The 19,839-nt window shown below is 66.1% G+C and carries 18 protein-coding genes; 1 reads left to right on the plus strand and 17 read right to left on the minus strand.

Going from position 1 to position 19,839, the window contains the following annotated elements:
* Positions 1 to 76: 76 nt before the first annotated feature.
* The 14 genes from C2U31_RS25345 to ndk form a co-directional block, all read right to left on the minus strand.
* Positions 77 to 1,234, minus strand: a complete 1,158-nt coding sequence (locus tag C2U31_RS25345) for an ATP phosphoribosyltransferase regulatory subunit (RefSeq protein WP_103275323.1) — start codon at positions 1,232 to 1,234, stop codon at positions 77 to 79.
* A gap of 255 nt (positions 1,235 to 1,489) precedes the next feature.
* Entirely contained in the window at positions 1,490 to 2,389 is a 900-nt protein-coding gene (gene hflC / locus C2U31_RS25350) for a protease modulator HflC (protein ID WP_103275324.1), read from the minus strand.
* Between the two features lie 18 nt (positions 2,390 to 2,407).
* Positions 2,408 to 3,712: an FtsH protease activity modulator HflK gene (gene hflK, locus C2U31_RS25355; protein ID WP_103275325.1), complete on the minus strand. Its 1,305-nt coding sequence runs from the start codon at positions 3,710 to 3,712 to the stop codon at positions 2,408 to 2,410.
* Positions 3,678 to 4,784, minus strand: coding sequence for a GTPase HflX (hflX, locus tag C2U31_RS25360; RefSeq protein ID WP_103275326.1), 1,107 nt, complete (start codon positions 4,782 to 4,784; stop codon positions 3,678 to 3,680). Before hflX ends, hflK begins: the two co-directional genes overlap by 35 nt.
* A gap of 150 nt (positions 4,785 to 4,934) precedes the next feature.
* A complete protein-coding gene (hfq, locus tag C2U31_RS25365) occupies positions 4,935 to 5,171 on the minus strand; it encodes an RNA chaperone Hfq (RefSeq protein WP_006218585.1) in 237 nt (78 codons plus the stop codon).
* Positions 5,172 to 5,336: 165 nt separating this feature from the next.
* The gene (hisC, locus tag C2U31_RS25370) at positions 5,337 to 6,413 is read right to left on the minus strand and encodes a histidinol-phosphate transaminase (RefSeq protein ID WP_103275327.1); all 1,077 of its coding nucleotides are present in this window, start codon (positions 6,411 to 6,413) and stop codon (positions 5,337 to 5,339) included.
* A 4-nt stretch (positions 6,414 to 6,417) separates the two neighbouring features.
* Complete coding sequence (gene der, locus C2U31_RS25375; protein ID WP_103275328.1) at positions 6,418 to 7,767, minus strand: ribosome biogenesis GTPase Der; 1,350 nt, start codon at positions 7,765 to 7,767, stop codon at positions 6,418 to 6,420.
* 25 nt (positions 7,768 to 7,792) lie between these two features.
* Positions 7,793 to 8,953 carry an outer membrane protein assembly factor BamB gene (gene bamB, locus C2U31_RS25380; protein ID WP_103275329.1) on the minus strand — a complete coding sequence of 387 codons (1,161 nt, stop codon included), beginning with the start codon at positions 8,951 to 8,953 and terminating at the stop codon, positions 7,793 to 7,795.
* A 5-nt stretch (positions 8,954 to 8,958) separates the two neighbouring features.
* The gene (locus C2U31_RS25385) at positions 8,959 to 9,597 is read right to left on the minus strand and encodes a tetratricopeptide repeat protein (protein WP_103275330.1); all 639 of its coding nucleotides are present in this window, start codon (positions 9,595 to 9,597) and stop codon (positions 8,959 to 8,961) included.
* 3 nt (positions 9,598 to 9,600) lie between these two features.
* On the minus strand, positions 9,601 to 10,887 hold the full coding sequence (hisS, locus tag C2U31_RS25390; protein WP_103276573.1) for a histidine--tRNA ligase: 1,287 nt from the start codon (positions 10,885 to 10,887) through the stop codon (positions 9,601 to 9,603).
* A 56-nt stretch (positions 10,888 to 10,943) separates the two neighbouring features.
* A complete protein-coding gene (ispG, locus tag C2U31_RS25395) occupies positions 10,944 to 12,230 on the minus strand; it encodes a flavodoxin-dependent (E)-4-hydroxy-3-methylbut-2-enyl-diphosphate synthase (RefSeq protein ID WP_103275331.1) in 1,287 nt (428 codons plus the stop codon).
* A 14-nt stretch (positions 12,231 to 12,244) separates the two neighbouring features.
* Entirely contained in the window at positions 12,245 to 12,742 is a 498-nt protein-coding gene (locus C2U31_RS25400; protein WP_103275332.1) for a RodZ family helix-turn-helix domain-containing protein, read from the minus strand.
* Positions 12,739 to 13,893, minus strand: coding sequence for a 23S rRNA (adenine(2503)-C(2))-methyltransferase RlmN (gene rlmN, locus C2U31_RS25405; RefSeq protein WP_103275333.1), 1,155 nt, complete (start codon positions 13,891 to 13,893; stop codon positions 12,739 to 12,741). Before rlmN ends, C2U31_RS25400 begins: the two co-directional genes overlap by 4 nt.
* Positions 13,894 to 13,936: 43 nt before the next feature.
* Positions 13,937 to 14,362 carry a nucleoside-diphosphate kinase gene (gene ndk, locus C2U31_RS25410; RefSeq protein WP_103275334.1) on the minus strand — a complete coding sequence of 142 codons (426 nt, stop codon included), beginning with the start codon at positions 14,360 to 14,362 and terminating at the stop codon, positions 13,937 to 13,939.
* A 508-nt stretch (positions 14,363 to 14,870) separates the two neighbouring features.
* Here ndk and C2U31_RS25415 point away from each other — a divergent pair.
* The gene (locus tag C2U31_RS25415) at positions 14,871 to 17,768 is read left to right on the plus strand and encodes a valine--tRNA ligase (protein WP_103275335.1); all 2,898 of its coding nucleotides are present in this window, start codon (positions 14,871 to 14,873) and stop codon (positions 17,766 to 17,768) included.
* Between the two features lie 201 nt (positions 17,769 to 17,969).
* On the opposite strand, the gene trmD is transcribed toward C2U31_RS25415, so the two are convergent.
* The 3 genes from trmD to rpsP all read right to left on the minus strand — a co-directional run bounded on the left by trmD (position 17,970) and on the right by rpsP (position 19,752).
* Positions 17,970 to 18,794, minus strand: coding sequence for a tRNA (guanosine(37)-N1)-methyltransferase TrmD (gene trmD, locus C2U31_RS25420; protein WP_103275336.1), 825 nt, complete (start codon positions 18,792 to 18,794; stop codon positions 17,970 to 17,972).
* Positions 18,794 to 19,411: a ribosome maturation factor RimM gene (gene rimM / locus C2U31_RS25425; RefSeq protein WP_103275337.1), complete on the minus strand. Its 618-nt coding sequence runs from the start codon at positions 19,409 to 19,411 to the stop codon at positions 18,794 to 18,796. Before rimM ends, trmD begins: the two co-directional genes overlap by 1 nt.
* An 80-nt stretch (positions 19,412 to 19,491) precedes the next feature.
* Complete coding sequence (rpsP, locus tag C2U31_RS25430; RefSeq protein ID WP_103275338.1) at positions 19,492 to 19,752, minus strand: 30S ribosomal protein S16; 261 nt, start codon at positions 19,750 to 19,752, stop codon at positions 19,492 to 19,494.
* Positions 19,753 to 19,839: the final 87 nt, after the last annotated feature.

Raw genomic sequence — 19,839 nt, forward strand, 5'->3', positions numbered from 1 at the left:
GTTACGAATCAATATCGAGTTTCTCGGGAAATCCGGAAATCTCCCCGCGGCCCTCTTGTCGCCAAGAGGGGGTTAGTCACAGCGTTCTGACCGTCCAGGCGCCATCCTGCAGCGCCAGCTCGCGATCGCAAACGAATTCGTCCTGATCCTGCTCGTGACCGGGCAATACCTGAACGACGATTTCCCCCGACCGGCGCAGGCGGCGCACCGCCTCGGTCAGGGCGGGCTCCTGGCCCCAGGGCGCGCGCACCGCGCGAGCCCGTTCCGCCGGCGGCAGACCGGCCGCCAGCTTGCGTAAATCGAGGCTGAAGCCGGTGGCCGGACGCGCGCGGCCGAAAGCCCGGCTGACGTCGTCGTAACGGCCGCCGGAAACCAGCGCATCGCGCCAGCCTTCAGCGTAGAGCGCGAACTTCACGCCCGAGTGATAGCCATAGCCGCCAACATCGGCCAGGTCGATGCTGAATGCCGTGTCGGGCATCGCATCGGTCAGCGCCTGCAGCGCGTCCAGCGCCGCCGCCACGCCGGGCAACAGCGGCAGTTCGCGGCGCGCCTGCTTCAGCACCTCGGGCCCGCCGTACAGGTTGGGCAGCAGGCGCAGCGCGTTGAGCGTCTCGTCGCGCAGGCCGGGCGCGCGCCTGGCCAGTTCGACCAGGCCGGGCACGTCCTTCTCGCGCAGCAGCGGGAACAGCGCTTCCGACAGGCTCTCGGCCACCGGATCCGATTCCAGGATGGCCCGCAGCACGCCGGGATGACAGAGGTCCAGGCGCGGATTGCGCACGCCGGCGATGGCGACGGTCTCCAGGACCAGCTGGATGATTTCCAGGTCAGCCTCGAAGCCGGCATGGCCGTAGATCTCGGCGCCGATCTGCAGCAGCTCGCGGCTGGACAGCAGGTCCGCCGGGCGAGCGTGCAGCACGTTGCCGCAATAACACAGGCGGGTCACGCCGGCGCGGTTCAGCAGGTGGGCGTCGATGCGCGTCACTTGCGGGGTCATGTCCGCCCGCACGCCCAGCGTGCGGCCCGAAAGCTGGTCGATCAGCTTGCAGGTGCGCAGATCCAGATCGCTGCCGGTGCCCGACAGCAATGAATCGATGTATTCGACCAGGGGCGGCGCGACCAGCTCGAAACCGTAAGTGCGATACAGATCGAGAAGTTCGCGGCGCAGTTCCTCGATGCGCCGGGCCTCGGCCGGAAGTACGTCGGCGAGGCTCTCGGGCAGCAACCAGTTACCCATGAGTGTTTCCCTGAAGAACGCCTAGTGATGCGTGGGCGTCGCCCAAACGAAAAGCGGCTGAGGGGCGTAAGCCCGCTCAGCCGCTGCGGAATGTTTTCTAGCTTACGCGGTATTGTACATGGTTCAGCGACGCGCGCCAGCCGCCCCGCACCGAGGCTCAAGCCGTCCCCGATTCCCGACCCGATCTGCGCGGGCCGCAAAGCAAAAGCCCCTTGGCGAGCCAAGGGGCTTTTGCCGGCCGGGGGCCGTGCGGGCTTACTTGGCCGGCACGGTCACCGGCGCCAGGGCCGCGCCCGGATCCTTCATGAACTGGAAGAAGCTGGAGCTGGGGTCGACCACCAGCACGTCGCCCGGCTTCGAGAACGAAGCGCGGTAGGCTTCCAGGCTCTTGTAGTACGTGTAGAACTGCGGGTTCTTGCCATAGGCCTGTGCATAGATCGATGCCGCCGCGGCATCGCCCTCGCCCATGACGCCCTGCGCCTTGGCATAGGCTTGGGCCACGATGACCTCGCGCTGGCGGTCGGCTTCGGCGCGGATCTTCTCGCCCTCGGCCGCGCCGATCGAGCGCAGCTCGTTGGCCACGCGGGTACGCTCGGCTTCCATGCGGCGATACACCGACTCGGAGATCTCGGGCGCGAACTCGATGCGGCGCAGGCGCACGTCGACGACCTGCACGCCCAGCGGCTCGGCGCGCTTGGCCACGTTGGTCAGGATTTCGGCCATGACCTTGTCGCGCTCGGACGAAACGACGTCACGCACGGTGCGCACGTTGACCGAAGCGTTCAGCGCGTCGCGGATCTGCGCCTGCAGGCGTTCCTGCGCGGCGCGTTCGTTGCCGCCGAAGGTCACGTAGTACAGGCGGGGATCCGCGATGCGCCACTTGACGTAGGAGTCGATCAGCAGGTTCTTCTTTTCGGAAGTCTGGATGCGCTCGGCGTCGTTGGTTTCGATGGTCAGGATGCGCTTGTCCAGCGTCACCACGTTCTGGAACGGCGGCGGCGCCTTGAAGTACAGGCCCGGTTCGCTGATGACCTTGCGCACTTCGCCCAGCGAGAACACCAGGGCGTAGTCACGCTCGCGCACCACGAAGACGCAGGAAGAAAGGGCGGCCAGCACGATGAGCAGGCCGACCAGGATAGGCATGAGACGTTGCATGATCAGTGGTCCTCCGGATTAACGCGACGCACGGTCGCGAGGCAGCGTGTTGCTATTGCTGCTGCCGGAAGATGGCGCGGCCGGCACGGCGCCGCTGCGCAGCGGCGGCTGGGACGGCGGATTGACCAGCGAGGACGAAGCCGAGCCGGCGGCAGCGGCGGACTTGGCGGCGTCCTGGGCGGCCAGGTGCATGATCTTGTCCAGGGGCAGATACAACATGTTGTTGTTGCTCTTGGTATCGACCATGACCTTGCTGGCGCGCGTGAAGATCTCCTGCATGCTCTCCAGGTACATGCGCTGGCGCATGACCGCCGGCGCCTTCTCGTATTCGCCCAGGATGCTGGTGAAGCGCGCGGTATTACCCTGCGCATCGCCGATCACCTTGGCCTTGTAGCCCTCGGCCTGCTCCTGCATGCGCGAGGCCTGACCGCTGGCCAGCGGCACGACCTGGTTGGCGTAGGCCTGGCCTTCGTTGATCTGGCGCTCGCGGTCCTGGCCAGCCTTGACGGCGTCGTCGAACGCGGCCTGCACCTGCTCGGGCGGCTGCACGTTCTGGATGGCCACGGTGCTGACCTGGATGCCGGTCTGGTAGCGATCCAGGATCTGCTGCATCAGCGCCTGAACCTGACTGGCCACGGTGGTCCGGCCTTCGTACAGCACGAAGTCCATGGTCTGCTTGCCGACGATCTCGCGCATCGCGGTCTCGGAGGCCTGGCGCACGGACTCGTCCGGGTCACGGGTCATGAACAGGTAATCGGGCGCGCCGTCGGCGCGCAGGCGGTACTGAACGACGAACTGCATATCGACGATGTTCTCGTCCGTCGTGAGCATCAGCGCCTCGGGCAGCACCTTGTTGCGCGCGCCGCCGCGGAAACCGACTTCGAACGTGCGCAGCTGCGACACGTTGACGGTTTCATGGCTCTGGATGGGATACGGCAGGCGCCACTGGAAGCCGGCTTGCGATGTGCTCTTGTATTTGCCAAACTGGGTCACTACCGCGACCTGGCCTTCCTGCACGATGTAGAAGCCGCTGGCCGCCCAGACGCCGATCGCGACCAGGGCAATGACGCCCAGGCCGATGCGGGCGCCGCGCGGCGAAGGCGGCTGCATGCCGCCACGGTTGCCAGGACGGTTGTTTCCCCCGCCGCCCTTGCGCCCGAACAGCGAGCCGATGCGATTATTGAAATCGCGCCAAACCTCGTCCAGGTCGGGCGGACCATCGCCTCCGTTTTGCGGCCGCTTGGGCGGCGGCTCGGAGCCGTTGTTGTTGCCACGACCCCAGCCGGGGTCATTCAGATTGAATAGTTTGGAAATTCGAGGCATTGTTTCCCACAATCTGTCCGATCTCTGCAATTGCCCCGCGCAACGCATCCAGACCGGCGCGCTCGGTGGCGCTTACAAATACTCGCGCAATCGTACCATGGGCGTCGCGCTCCACTCGCGGCTCCAGTCCGGCCCTGTCGATCTTGTTATATACAAGAATGGTCGGGATGGCGGCGGCGCCGATTTCTGCCAGCACCTTGTTCACTTCGAATATCTGCTCATCGCGCTGGGGACTGGCCGCGTCCACCACGTGCAGCAGCAGGTCCGCGTGCACGGTTTCCTCCAGCGTGGCGCGGAACGCGGCGATCAGGCCGTGCGGCAGGTCGCGGATGAAGCCCACCGTGTCGGACACCACGACCGAGCCTGCGCCTTCGATCCAGATCCGCCGCGTGGTGGTGTCCAGCGTGGCGAACAGCTGGTCGGCCGCGTAGCTGTCGGCGCGAGTCAGTGCATTGAACAGCGTGGACTTGCCGGCGTTGGTATAGCCCACCAGCGACACCGACAGCGCGCCGCCCCGGGCTCGGGCGCGGCGCTGCGTGACGCGCTGGCGCTCGACCTTGTCCAGGCGCTCGCGCAGCACCTTGACCTTGGCGCCGATCATGCGGCGGTCCATTTCCAGCTGCGATTCGCCGGGACCGCGCATGCCAATGCCGCCGCGCTGACGCTCCAGGTGGCTCCACATGCGCGTCAGGCGCGTGGCCAGATGCTGCAGCTGGGCCAGCTCGACCTGCAGCTTGCCTTCGTGGCTCTTGGCGCGCAGCGCGAAGATATCCAGGATCAACGCGACCCGGTCGACCACGCGCAGGTTGAACAGCCGTTCCAGGTTGCGCTGCTGGGCCGGCGACAGGGGCTGGTCGAACAGCACGATGTCGGCCAGCAGGGCCTGGGCCATGCCCACGCCCTCGTCCGCCTTGCCCGAGCCGATGAAGAACTTGGCGTCGGGGCGGTCGCGCCGCGCCGTCAGCGTGCCGACGATTTCGGCGCCGGCGCCCTTGGCCAGCATGGCGAATTCCTCGGCATGGGCAAGGAAATCCGGGTCCCCGAGGTCGACGCTGATGATCAGTGCGCGCATACATGCACCATTTTGAAGCCCGAAACCAAACCAGGGCGCGACAGCGGGCGCCTGTATTCCCCTGAAACGGGAATTTCGTCCTGGCGACGAAAATGCCCGCCGACGTGGACCGTCAGGCGGGCAATAAAAGGTAAAGCGGCCGGAGCAGGTTTATTCAGCGGGGACTTCCACCTGGAAATTCACGGCGCGGGCCGGGACCACGGTGGAAATGGCATGCTTGTAAACCATTTGGGTGACCGTATTGCGCAGCAGCACCACATACTGGTCGAAGGATTCGATTTGCCCTTGAAGCTTGATGCCGTTCACCAGGTAGATCGACACGGGCACATGGTCCTTGCGCAGCGTGTTCAGGAACGGATCTTGCAGAGTTTGCCCTTTATTGCTCATTGGCCAGGCTCCATTTGTTTGTTATTTAAGTGGCGGCGCGCTGAAAATGTTGGTGGCGCGCACCGAAATACGTACTCTACAGGGTTTTCCCGGCCCGTGCTACTTGCGCCACGCACAAAGTGGCACAAGAGATTTCCGGCCGGAAAAACATCCTTGGCGAGGCCATCAGCGGGCGTTCAGGATGTCCGCCAGCGCGGCCAGCAACAGCCCTGTCTGCTCGTCCGTGCCGACGGTGATGCGCAGGAATTGCTCGATGCGCGGCTGCCGGAAATGGCGCACGATGATGCCGCGCTCGCGCAGCGCGGCGGCCAGCGCCGCCGCGTCGTGGCCCGGGTGGCGGGCGAAGACGAAGTTCGCCGCCGAAGGCAGCACGTCGAATCCCAGCGCGCCGAGCCCCCGCGCCATGTCCTGGCGGGTCTTGATCACCGCCTGGCGCGTGCGCTCGAAGTATTCGCGGTCCTGCAGCGCGGCGATCGCGCCGGCCGAGGCCAGCCGGTCGATGGGGTAGGAATTGAAACTATTCTTGACCCGCTCCAGCCCGTCGATCAGCTCGCGACTGCCGACGGCGAAACCCACCCGCAACCCCGCCAGCGAACGCGACTTGGACAGGGTCTGGACCACCAGCACATTGTCGTGCCGCGCGATCAACGGAATGGCCGATTCGCCGCCGAAATCGACATAGGCCTCGTCCACCACCACAACCGCGTCGGGATTGCCGGCCGCGATGCGTTCGATGTCGCCCACGGCCAGCGCCCGACCCGTGGGCGCGTTCGGATTGGGGAAGATGATGGCGCCCGCCGGCCCATTGCGGCCTGGCAGGTAGTCTTCCGGATCGATGCGGAAATCGTCGGTCAGCGGCACCGTTTCATAGTCGATGCCGTACAAGCCGCAGTAGACCGGATAGAAGCTGTAGCTGATGTCAGGAAAGCGCAGCGGACGCGGATGCTTGAGCAGCGCCAGGAACACGTGCGCCAGCACCTCGTCGGAGCCATTGCCCACGAAGACCTGGTCCGGGCGCACGCCGCAGTTGTCGGCAATGGCCTGGCGCAGGCTGTCGGAAGACGGATCCGGGTAGAGCTTGAGCGTATCGTCGCAGGCGCCGCGTATGGCCTCGAGCACCCTGGGCGACGGCCCGTAGGGATGCTCGTTGGTATTGAGCTTGACCAGATTCCGAAGCTTGGGCTGCTCGCCCGGCACGTAGGGGCTCAACGTCCCCACCACGGGGCTCCAGAATCTGCTCATGGGGTCAATCTTCCTGCGCGTAAGGATTGTGCGATGACTTGAATTCGATCCGCAGCGGCGTGCCGGCCAGGTCGAAGGCGTTGCGGAAACGCGTTTCCAGGTAGCGCCGGTAGGAATCCGGCACCGCATCCAGCGCGTTGCCGTGGATGACGACCAGCGGCGGGTTCTGGCCGCCCTGGTGCGCGTAGCGCATCTTGGGGCGGAAGATGCCCTTGCGGGGCGGCGGCTGCTGCTCGACCGCGGCCTGCAGCTCGCGGGTGAGCTTGGGCGTGGACAGCTTGGCGAAGGCGGCGCTGTGGGCGGCGTTGATGGACTTGAGCAGCGGCCGCATGCCCTGTGCACGCAACGCCGAAATCGTGTGCATGCGGGCGAAGGACAGGAAGCGCAGCTTGCGCTGGAACTCGCGCTCGATGCGTTCCTTCTGGTCGGCGTCCAGGCCATCCCATTTGTTGATGGCGACCACCACCGCGCGGCCCGTCTCCAGCACGAAGCCCGCGATGTGGGCGTCCTGCTCGGAGATTTCGGTCTGCGCGTCCAGCATCAGCAGGACCACGTTGCTGGCCTCGATGGCCTGCAGGGTCTTGATGACCGAGAACTTCTCGACCGCCTCGAACACCTTGCCGCGCTTGCGCAGGCCGGCCGTGTCGATCAGCGTGTAGCGGCGGCCGTCGCGCTCGAAGTCGATTTCGATGGCGTCGCGCGTGGTGCCCGGCATGTCGAACGCGATGACGCGCTCTTCGCCCATCAGCGTGTTGATGAGCGTGGACTTGCCGACGTTGGGACGGCCGACGATGGCCAGCTTGATGCGGTGATCGTGCGGGCCTTCCTCGACGGGCTCTTCCTCGACCGGCGGCGCCAGGTCCTTCAGCGCCAGCTCGATCAGGTCGACGATGCCATCGCCGTGCGCTGCCGAAATCGCATACGGCTGGCCCAGGCCCAGTTCGTGGAACTCGGCCACGGCGGCGCCGGATCCCATGCCCTCGGCCTTGTTGACCGCCAGCAGCACGCGCTGCTGGCCGGATTTGCGCAGCAGTTGGGCGATCTCGTGGTCATGGGCGTTGAGGCCGGCTCGCGCGTCCACCAGGAACACGACCACGTCGGCCTCGGCGATGGCCTGCCGGGTCTGGCGCGCCATTTCCAGCAGGATGCCGTCCTTGGCCACCGGCTCGAAGCCGCCCGTGTCGATCGCGATGAACGGGATCTCGCCCACCCTGCCCTCGCCATAGTGGCGATCGCGGGTCAGGCCGGAATAATCGGCCACCAGCGCGGCGCGCGATCGCGTCAGGCGGTTGAAAAGGGTCGACTTCCCCACATTGGGGCGGCCGACCAGGGCGACGACAGGCTTGAAAGACACGGTAAGGGCTTTTGTTCTATGGGTTTCAGTTGGAGCCGATCAGGGCAAGGTTGCCATTGCCCGTCTGGATCAGCACGCCTTGCGACGTGGTCTGCGGCGGCGAGACGATCGCTCCGCCGCCCACCGACAGGCGCGCCATCAGGCTGCCGTCGCTGCGCGACAGGAAGTGCACGTAACCGTCCAGGTCGCCGACGGCGAGCGCGCCGCCGAGCAGGGCCGGCGCGGTCAGCTGGCGGTTCTTCAGCGCGGCCTGCTTCCAGACGTTGCCGCCATTGTCCAGCGCGAAGGCGCTGACCACGCTGTTCTGGTCGGACGCGTAGGCGAAGCGCTCATCCAGGCTCATGCCGCTGACGCTGGAGAAGTCCTTGGCCCAGATCGGACGGCCGCCGGCCGTCACGTCAAAGCATACGATACGCCCTTGGTAGGCAACCGCGCAAAGCAGGTTGCCGGCGATGCGGGGCGAGCCCACCACGTCGGTCAGGCGTTCCAGGTCGCTGGCGCCGCGCGGCGTGGCCACGGTGCCTTCCCACTGGACGTTGCCGCTGTCGGAGGCGATGGCCATGAGCTTGCCGCCGGGCAGGCCGGTGATGACCAGCCCCTCGGCCAGCACCATCTGGGCGGCGCTGCGCAGAGCCAGGGCCGGGCCGGGCCGCTGCACGCTCCAGAGGCGGTCGCCGCTGTTGGCGTCAAAGGCCTGGATGCGATAGTCGCCGCTGCGCACCACGACGATGCCGTAGCCCACCACGGGCGGAATCGTCACGTCGCTGGTGGCGCGGGCCTTCCACTTGACCTTGCCAGTATCGTCGAAGGCGATCACGTCGCCGTCGGGCGAAGCCACGGCCGTGGTCGTGCCGTCGCTGCCGACGCCGGCGGAGAGCTGCTTGGTCTCGGCGCGGACCTTCCAGATCTGGCGGCCGCTTTGCAGGTCGAACTTGCCGACCGAGCCGTCGGGCGTGGCGGCATAGACGGCGTCGTTGACGACGGCGGGCGCGAAGCCCAGGCCCGAGCCGCTGCCCACCGAAACGGACCAGACCTGACGCACCGACATGCCGGCCTTGTACTCGGTCAGGGGCGCCGGGTCGTAACGGCCGTCGTCCCGGGAAAACATGCCGCAACCGCCCAGGACCAGCAGGCCCGTCAGGCATACGGCGCCGCGCAGGGCACGGCCAGTGGCAAATTTACGCATTACAGTCAGGCTCCGCTCAGGGCATCCAGTTTCAATTGCACGACTTGGGTCAGCGGATTCGCGGTTCCCAGGCCATCGATGGCGCTTTGCCATGCGGCCCGCGCCTCGTCGCGCTTGCCCTGGGCAGCGAGGATATCGCCACGGCGGTCGGCGAACAAGGCCGCGAACGCGGGCGGCGGGCTGTTCAGCTGCGTCAGCGCGGCATCGTATTGCTTCTGGTCAAGCAGCAGACCCGCCAGGCGCAGGCGCGCGACGGACTGCATGGACGGGTTCTTGTTCTGGGCGGCCAGCCATTCGAGCTGCTCGCGCGCGCCGTCCGTATCCTTCTGGATCAGCAGGGCCTGGGCCGCCACCAGCGCGCCGCGGGCGGCGTAGCCGGTGGAGCCGTACTGCTCGCGCAGCGTGGCGGCGGCGGTCTTGATGCGCACGACCGAATCGGCGGTGCCCAGGCGCGCCGCGTCCTCAAGCGCCTCGAAGTAGCTCATGGCCTGGTTCGCGCGATGCGACTCATAGGCCTTCCAGCTCCACCAGCCGCCCCAGGCCAGGGCCACGGCGGCCACCAGCGAGATGACCACCGTGCCGTAGCGGGCCCACCAGGCCTTGATTGCGTCGAGTTTTTCCTGTTCTTCGAGATCGTATGCCATGCCTTAACCCTTGTTCTTCAATACGCTGGCCAACTCCGCCAGGGCAACCTGCCGCTGCTCGGCCTCGCCTTGCGCGTCGGCCCGCAGGAACTTGACGCTGGCGGTCCGCGCGGCCACTTCGTCGGCGCCAAGAATAACCGCAACCCGCGCGCCGCTGCCGTCGGCGCGCTTGAATTGGGATTTGAAGCTGGCCGCGCCCGCGTGCACGATCACCGACAGACCGGCGTCGCGCAGGTCCTCGCCGACCTGCGCGGCCAGGCGCTGGGCCTCTTCGCCCTGGTGCACCACGTATACCTCGCACTCGGGCTCGGCCTGGACCTCGACGCTCTGCTCCCACAGGTCCAGCAGGCGTTCCATGCCGATGGCGAAGCCCACAGCCGGCGCCGGCTTGCCGCCCAGCAGCTCGATCAGGCCGTCGTAGCGGCCGCCGCCGCACACCGTGCCCTGAGAGCCCAGGCGATCGGTCACCCACTCGAACACGGTCAGGTTGTAGTAGTCCAGCCCGCGCACCAGGCGCGGGTTCAGGCGGTATTCGATGCCGGCATCGGCCAGGCGCTGGCACACGCCGTCGAAGTGCGCGCGCGATTCCTCGCCCAGGAAATCGAACAGGCGCGGCGCGCTGTCGGCCATTTCCTGCATGGCGGGATTCTTGGTGTCCAGCACGCGCAGCGGATTGGTGTACATGCGGCGCTGGCCATCCTCGTCGAGGATGTCGCGGTGCTTTTCCAGGTGCTCGATCAACGCGGCGCGGTGCGCGGCGCGCTCGGCCGGCTGGCCCAGCGAATTCAATTCGAGCCGCACGTCGGTCAGGCCCAGCAGCTTCCACAGGCGGGCCAGCATGACGATGAGTTCAGCGTCCACGTCGGGACCGGCGAAGCCCAGCGCCTCGACGTCGATCTGGTGGAACTGGCGGTAGCGGCCGCGCTGCGGGCGCTCGTGGCGGAACACGGGGCCGATGGAATAGACGCGCTGCGGGCGATCGTAGAGCAGGTTGTGCTCGATGGATGCGCGCACGATGCCGGCCGTCATTTCCGGACGCATGGTCAGCGATTCGCCGTTGAGCGCGTCGGTGAAGGTGTACATCTCCTTCTCGACGATGTCGGTGACCTCGCCGATGCCGCGCGCGAACAGGCGCGTATGCTCAAGCACCGGCGTGCGCACGTTGCGATAGCCGTAGCCGCGCAGCCAGCTGCGCACGATTTCCTCGAATTGTTCCCAGCGGGCGCTGGCCCCCGGCAACAGGTCATTCATGCCGCGTATCGCGGCCACTTTCTGGAAAGCTTGAGTCATCTTGATCATGCCGTCCCGCGCGCCTGCCGGCGCACGCAACGACCCTACCCTTACTTTTAGTGAGAGGCGTGCGCGCCGTAACGGCGCGCGACGTAGTCTTCGACAATGGCCTGGAACTCTTCGGCGATGTGATCACCCTTGAGCGTGACCGTGCGCTCGCCGTCCACGAACACCGGCGCTGCGGGCACTTCACCCGTGCCCGGCAGGCTGATGCCGATGTCCGCGTGCCGGCTTTCGCCCGGCCCGTTGACCACACAGCCCATGACCGCGACGTTCATGTTCTCGACGCCCGGATACTGCGTGCGCCACAGAGGCATCTGCCGTCGCAGATAGGACTGGATGCTGTCGGCCAGCTCCTGGAAGAACGTGCTGCTGGTGCGGCCGCAACCCGGGCAGGCCACCACCAGCGGCGTGAATGCGCGCAGACCCATGGTCTGCAGGATTTCCTGCGCCACCACGGCCTCGCGGCTGCGGTCGCCGCCCGGCTCGGGCGTCAGCGAAATGCGGATGGTGTCGCCGATGCCCTGCTGCAACAGCACGGCCAGCGCCGCCGTCGAGGCCACGATGCCCTTGCTGCCCATGCCGGCCTCGGTCAGGCCCAGGTGCAGCGGATAGTCGCAACGGGCGGACAGATCACGATAGACGGCGATCAGGTCCTGCACATGGCTGACCTTGCAAGACAGGATGATGGCATCGCGGCGCAGGCCCAGCTCTTCCGCGCGCTGCGCATTGCTGATGGCGGACACGACCAGCGCGTCGCGCATCACCGCCTGAGCCTCCCAGGGCACCGCGCGCTGGTTGTTCTCGTCCATCTTGCGGGCCATCAGCTCGTGGTCCAGGCTGCCCCAGTTCACGCCGATGCGCACCGGCTTGTCGTAGCGGCAGGCAACCTCGATCATCTGCGCGAAATTGTCGTCGCGGCGCTTGCCGCCACCCATGTTGCCCGGATTGATCCGGTACTTGGACAGGGCCTGCGCGCATTCCGGGAACTGCGTCAGCAGCTTGTGGCCGTTGTAGTGGAAGTCGCCCACCAGCGGCACGTCCACGCCCATGCGGTCGAGCTGCTCTCGGATGGCCGCGACTTCACGGGCGGCTTCCGGCGTGTTGACCGTGATCCGCACCATTTCGGAACCGGCCAGCGCCAGTTCCTTGACCTGGATCGCGGTGGCGATGGCGTCGGCGGTGTCGGTATTGGTCATGGACTGGACCACCACCGGCGCACTGCCGCCGATCGTCACCACGCGCTCGCCCCACTTCACGTCCACTGAACGCGTGGCGCGGCGCGGCGCGGCTCCCACATCGGGAGGCGGCGCATCCTGGCAAGGCAGAGAGGATTCTTGCATCGGGGAAACCGGGTTTACTTGGACAGCTTGGGGAGCCAGTCGAACGCCAGCCAATGCTGGGGCAGCCAGCCCTGCCAGAACGCATAGGCCACGCCGGCGGCCAGCACCAGCACGATGGCGATCAGCCAGCCCCAGGACGCCGACGAGGAACGCTCGTCGTCGGCCCCGGACTGGGGAATGGAATGCGCGGAATGCAGCGCGCCCGGGCTGAGCTTGACCGGCCCGGTGACGCGTTCCTTGGGATCGAGCGACTCGACGATGGCCTGCGAGTCCGCGCCAAGCAGACGCGCATAGTTGCGGATCAGGCCGCGCAGCGACACGCCCGAGGGCAGGTCGGCCCATTGCTCGTTTTCAAGGGCTTCGATCTGACGGGCGGAGAACTTGATCCGGCTGGACACTTCGTCCACCGACCAGCCCTTGGATTCGCGCAGCGCGCGCAGCGCCGAGCCGATCTTTCCAGTACCGGCCGCGGACGTCTCGGACACCGCTGCGGAAGCCAATTCCTGCGTCATGCATGCACCTGTTTAATTGGTATGGTCTGGCGCTGTGCGGCGTTGCGCTCGGTGATCCGGGTGCGGTCGCGCACTTCCCCGGCCAGTTGGCCGCAAGCGGCATCAATGTCGTCTCCCCGTGTCTTGCGCACCGTCGTGACGATGCCCGCGTCCATCAGGCGCTGCGCGAAGACTTTCACACGCGCCGAAGGCGAGCGCTTCAGGCCCGACTCGGGGAAAGGGTTGAACGGGATCAGGTTGAGCTTGCAGCGCACCAGTCGTGCAAGCTGGATCAATTCCTTGGCGTGCTGGTCGGTGTCATTGATGCCGTCCAGCATGCAGTATTCAAAAGTGATGAAGTCGCGCGGCGCATGCGCCAGATAGCGCTCGCAAGCGGCCAGCAGCTCCTTCAACGGGTATTTCTTGTTCAGCGGCACGAGTTCGTCGCGCAGCGCGTCGTTGGGCGCGTGCAGCGACACGGCCAGCGCCACCGGACAGTCCTGCGACAGGCGGTCCATCATGGGAACCACGCCCGAGGTCGACACGGTGACGCGGCGGCGCGACAGGCCGTAGGCGTTGTCGTCCAACATGAGGCGCAGCGCCGGCAGGACCTGGTCGTAGTTGAGCAGAGGCTCGCCCATGCCCATCATGACGACGTTGCTGACCACGCGGGTGTCTTCGGATGCCTTGGCGCTTTCCAGGCGCGCCGTGCCGATATTGGCCTCGAGCACGCGCTTGGCCCACCACAGCTGGCCGATGATCTCGCTGGTCTTCAGGTTGCGGTTGAAGCCCTGGTGTCCGGTCGAGCAGAAACGGCAGTTCACCACACAGCCGGCCTGGCTGGAGATGCACAGCGTGCCGCGATCGTCTTCGGGGATGAAGACCGTCTCGATGGCGTTGCCCTGCCCCACGTCGAACAGCCACTTGCGCGTGCCGTCGGACGAACGCTGCTCGGTATTGACCGGCAGGGCCTCGATGCGGCAGCGCTCGGCCAACTGGCCCCGGAACTCGCGGGCCAGGTCGGTCATGGCGTCGAACGAATCGGCGCCGCGCTGGTGCATCCAGCGCTGCAGCTGGCGGGCGCGAAACGGCTTGCCCCCCCATTGCCCGACGAGTTCGGACAGGGCGGCGCCATCAAGCCCCAGCAGATTGATTCGTTCGACGGATTCCATGACCTGGCAAAGCTAAAAAACGATTACGGCGTTTCCGCGAGAATCAACGGCTGTGGATGTTGATTTCGGGGAAGAAGAAGGCGACTTCGACAGCGGCCGTTTCCGGAGCGTCGGAGCCGTGCACGGCGTTGGCGTCGATGCTGTCGGCGAAATCGGCGCGGATGGTGCCCGGGGCGGCCTTCTTGGGGTCGGTGGCGCCCATCAGGTCACGGTTCTTCTGGATGGCTTCTTCGCCTTCCAGCACTTGCACGAACACGGGGCCCGAGACCATGAAGTCGACCAGGTCCTTGAAGAAGGGGCGTTCTTTGTGCACGGCGTAGAAGCGCTCGGCATCGGCGCGCGACAGCTGTTGCAGGCGGGCGGCGATGACCTTCAGGCCGGCTTGCTCGAAGCGGGCGACGATCTGGCCGATGACGTTCTTGGCGACGGCGTCGGGCTTGATGATCGAGAGGGTGCGTTGGATGGACATGGAGAACTCCGAAAACTGGTTTCTGACTGGTTTCTGATTAATTGCCCGGCATGGTTCCGCGCCTGTCGGTTTCACCCTTCAGGCGCCGTCGCGCTGCCTGCGCGCAAGCGGTCCGGAACGCATCACCGTTCCAGGCCGGCCCGTACCACACGGCCGAGGCAGGATTCGACACTGCCCACCTATGTCCATCCCATGCCGGCCTGCGCCGATATCCCGCCAGGCCGCCGGCATTCCGTCTGAGGGAATCCGCCGGCCCGCGGCCCTGCCGAAGTAATGGTCCGGCAATGCCCAACGGACGCGCTGGACGGCATGTTCTGAAATCTCACCGCGTTTTCATTGAAGTTTCAATATGAACTTTTTCAATGAATCCTCAATGAATTCAGGGACTTCCAAAAGGTTTACAGTAACCCGGTATTCTAACACGGCGAGAAGACCGCATTACATCTTAAAATGATCGGTTTGCTGCCCGCCTCCATCGACCGGGCCACCTGTCTGCCGGAACCCTGCAATGACCCAAGCCGCAACCCCGAACGCCGCCGCTGGCGCCACCGAATCCCCGGAGCTTTCCAAGAGCTTCGAACCCGCCGAACTCGAATCCCGCTGGTACGCGGAATGGGAGAAGCGCGGATATTTCACGGCCGGCCAGCACGTAAAAACGGGGTCGGAAGCCACGCCCTATGTGATCCAGTTCCCGCCGCCCAACGTGACGGGCACACTGCACATGGGCCATGCCTTCAACCAGACCATCATGGACGGCCTGGTGCGCTACCACCGCATGTCGGGCAACGACACCGTGTTCATTCCCGGCACCGACCACGCCGGCATCGCCACGCAGATCGTCGTTGAAAGACAGCTCGACGCCCAAAAGGTTTCGCGCCACGACCTGGGCCGCGAGAAGTTCGTCGAAAAAGTCTGGGAATGGAAGGAAAAGTCCGGCAGCACGATCACCGGACAGGTCCGCCGCCTGGGCGCGTCCGCCGACTGGCCGCGCGAGTACTTCACCATGGACGAGCGCATGTCGCGCGGCGTGGTCGAGACCTTCGTGCGCCTGCATAAACAGGGCCTGATCTACCGCGGCAAGCGCCTGGTCAACTGGGATCCCAAGCTGCTGACGGCCGTGTCCGACCTGGAAGTGGTGTCCGAGGAAACCGACGGCCACATGTGGCACATCCTCTACCCCTTCGTCGACGGCCCGCAGACCATCACCGACAAGGACGGCCAGAGCGTCACGCTGCGCGGCCTGACCATCGCCACCACGCGCCCCGAGACCATGCTGGCCGACGGCGCGCTCTGCGTGCATCCGGAAGACCCGCGCTACAAGCACCTGGTCGGCAAGCTGGTCGAGCTGCCGCTGTGCGACCGCAACATCCCCATCATCGCCGACGATTTCGTCGACCCCGAATTCGGCACCGGCTGCGTCAAGATCACTGGCGCGCACGACTTCAACGACTACGCCTGCGCGCTGCGCCACGATCTGCCCATGATCGTGATCTTCACGCTGGACGCCCACATCAACGAGAACGGCCCCAAGCAATTCCAGGGCATGGAGCGCTACGAGGCCCGCAAGGCAGTGGTCGCCCAGTTGGAAGCCGAGCAGTTCCTGGTCAAGGTCGAGCCGCACAAGATGATGCAGCCCAAGGGCGACCGCACCGGCGTGGTGCTGGAACCCATGCTGACCGACCAGTGGTTCGTCGCCATGAGCAAGCCGGCGCCCGAAGGCACGCTGAACCCGGGCAAGAGCATCACCCAGGTGGCGCTGGAAGTCGTGGCCGACGGCCGCATCCAGTTCTACCCCGACAACTGGACCACCATCTACAACCAGTGGCTCAACAACATCCAGGACTGGTGCATCTCGCGCCAGCTGTGGTGGGGCCACCAGATCCCCGCCTGGTACTCGGAAGACGGCCAGGTGTTCGTCGCCCACAACGAGGCCGAAGCCATCGAACAGGCCCGCGCCGCCGGCGTGACCGGCGCGCTGACGCGCGACCCCGACGTGCTCGATACCTGGTTCTCGTCCGGCCTGGTGCCCTTCACCACGCTGGGCTGGCCCGAGAACACGCCGGACCTGCAGCGCTACCTGCCGTCCAGCGTGCTGGTCACGGGCTTCGACATCATCTTCTTCTGGGTCGCCCGCATGGTCATGCTGACCACGCACATGACCGGCCAGATCCCGTTCAAGCACGTCTACGTGCACGGCCTGATCCGCGACGCGGACGGCCAGAAGATGAGCAAATCCAAGGGCAACACGCTGGACCCCGTGGACCTGATCGACGGCATCGACCTGGATGGGCTGGTGGCCAAGCGCACCTACGGCCTGATGAACCCCAAGCAGGCCGGCTCCATCGAGAAGGCCACGCGCCGCCAGTACCCGGACGGCATCCCCGCCTTCGGCACCGACGCGCTGCGCTTCACCATGGCCGCCTATGCCACGCTGGGCCGCAACATCAACTTCGACCTGAAGCGCTGCGAGGGCTACCGTAACTTCTGCAACAAGCTCTGGAACGCCACCCGCTTCGTGCTGATGAACACCGAGGGGCATGACCTGACGGGTTCGGACGCCGGCGAGACCTCGTTCGTCGACCGCTGGATCATCAGCCAGCTGCAGACGCTGGAAGCCGATGTGGCGCGCGGCTTCGCCGACTACCGCTTCGACAACGTCGCCAACGCGCTGTACCGCTACGTGTGGGACGAATACTGCGACTGGTACCTGGAGCTGGCCAAGGTCCAGATCCAGACCGGCACGCCCGCTCAGCAGCTGGGCACGCGCCGCACGCTGATCCGCGTGCTGGAAGCGGTGCTGCGCCTGGCGCACCCCATCATCCCCTTCATCACCGAGGAACTGTGGCAGACAGTCTCGGTGGTGGCCGGCAAGCGTCAGGCCGGCGTGCCCGGCAGCGTCAGCGTGCAGCCCTTCCCGGTCGCCAACCCCGCCGCCCAGGACGCGGCGGCGGAAGGCGACGTGGCCGAACTCAAGGCCCAGGTCGAGGCCGTGCGCGCGCTGCGCGGCGAGATGAGCCTGTCGCCGGCCCAGAAGGTGCCGCTGTGCGCCCAGGGCGAAGACCGGAACATGCTCAAGCGCAACGCGCCCTACCTGGCCGCGCTGGCCAAGCTGAGCCAGGTCGATGTGCTGGATGCCCTGCCCGATGCCGGCGCGCCGGTGCAGGTGGTCGGCGCCAGCCGCCTGATGCTGCACGTGGAGATCGACGTCGCCGCCGAACGCGTGCGCCTGGACAAGGAAATCGCCCGCCTGGAAGGCGAGATCACCAAGGCCAACGGCAAGCTGTCCAACGCCAGCTTCGTCGAACGCGCACCCGCCGCGGTCGTCGAGCAGGAAAAGGCCCGCGTCGCGCAATTCGGCGAAACGCTGCGCAAGGTGCAGGAACAGCGCGCCAAGCTGGGCGCCTGATCGTCGCGCAAGGCCCTGATGGCAAAAACCCCGGACGCAGGTCCGGGGTTTTTTATCGACCGTTCTTTACTGGCCGCTCTTGACCGTCCACATTTTTGGCGGGTTCTTGCCGGCGCCCGACCTCGCGATGAATGCACCGCGCAGCGCGCCAGGCAGCAACGCAATACGGCGGGTTCCAGCGGCCGGAACCAAGCCGTCGACTCAGCTGGCCTGGGACGGTTTGGATTTGCGGCGACGCGCCGGCCTGGGCGGATAGGGATCAGGCAGTCCGGCCAATGCCGCCAGATGGCGCTCATCGGCCTTGTCGAGCAGGCCGCGCGAACGGGCCGCCTCGATCAGCTCGGGTCGCCGGGCAGCCGTCAGTTCGAGCGAGCGCTCGCGCCGCCAGGCGGCGATGTGCGCATGGTGACCGCTGAGCAGCGGCGCGGGCACGGCCGCGCCCTCATAGACTTCCGGGCGCGTGTAATGCGGACTGTCCAGCAAGCCGGACAGCGTGTCGTTGAACGAATCCTGCAAGGCCGAGTCGCCATCGTTGAGCACGCCGGGCAGCAGGCGCACGGCGGCATCGATGACCGCCAGCGCGGCGATCTCGCCGCCGGACAGCACAAAGTCGCCCAGCGAGATTTCCTGGGTGACGCAACGTTCGATGAACCGCTGGTCAACGCCCTCGTAGCGGCCGCAGATCAGGATCAGCCCGTCGCTCGCGGCCAGGGCCTCGGCTCCGGCCTGGTCATAGCGGCGCCCCACCGGCGCCAGCAAGGCGACCGGCGCAGGCCCCAGCCCCTGGGCAGCCCGCGCCTGCTGGGCGGCGCTGACAGCCGCCTCCAGCGGAGCGGCCATCATCACCATGCCCGGACCGCCCCCATAGGGACGGTCGTCCACGGTGCGATGGACATCGTGCGTGAAGTCGCGGGGATTCCAGGCATGCAGGGACCACCGGCCCTGGGCGTGCGCCCGGCCGGTGACGCCGAGGTCGCGCACTACCCCGAACATTTCGGGAAAGAGCGTAACGACGTCGATACGCATCAGAGGTCCAGCGGCCAGTCGCTGTCAATGCGGCGAGCGGCGAGGTCCACGGAAAGAATGTGCGCGCGTACGAACGGAACGAGCATATCGGCAGGCTTGCCCTTGGCATTGAGGATGGCTTCGGGACCGTCGGCCCCTTCCCTCTGGCACAGGACCTTCAGCACGGCGTGGGCGCCGTTGTCGAAGACCTCGTCCACCACGCCGATCAGCGCGGGTTCGCCATTGGCGTTGGTATACAACGCGCAGCCTATCAGGTCGACCCAGTAGTATTCGTCTTCTTCGGGCGCGGGGAAGGACCCGCGCGAGGCCTGCACGGAAAATCCGCGCAAGGCTTCGGCCAGATCGCGATCGGCAATGCCCGCCAACTGCGCCACGACCGTGGCGCCCTGGGAACGGGATTGCAGGACCTTGTATGCGACCGGCCCAGACGCGACAACGCCCCGCGCCGATTCGGGCACAGGGCGAGTCAACCACCATTCAGAAGCCGTGAGCAGCACTTCGGCTTGCGCCGAGTGTGGCTGCACCTTGACCCAGCCTTTGATGCCGTAGGCCGCAGTGATGCGGCCCAGCTCGATCAGATCCGCAGGCGCCGCGTTGGAGGGTGCGGCAGCAGACATGTCGTGAGTATGGGTTGCGTAATGGCAGCTATTGAAGCTGTAGCAGGCAGAAAAAACCGGCAGGGCTACCGCGCAGGCACTTAGGCCGCGGCGGAAACCTTGGCCGAGTAATCCTTGACCAGACGCTCGACAGCGGGCGACAGTTGGGCGCCGTTGCTGGTCCAGTGTTGCACGCGATCCAGCGCAATGCGCAGGTTCTCGGCACCATCATTGCCCACCGGGTTGTAGAAACCCACGCGTTCAATGAAACGGCCATCGCGACGGTTGCGCGAATCAGCAGCCACCAGGTTGTAGAACGGACGCTTCTTGGACCCACCGCGGGCCAGGCGAATCACCACCATAGGTAATCCCTTGAATTAGTTGTGAAAAACGGGAAATTCTAGCACCTAAAGAAGCCGGCTGGCAAATCCAGGCGCCAAATTTCATTG

It is taken from the genome of Achromobacter sp. AONIH1 (genome assembly GCF_002902905.1).
Taxonomy (GTDB): domain Bacteria; phylum Pseudomonadota; class Gammaproteobacteria; order Burkholderiales; family Burkholderiaceae_B; genus Achromobacter.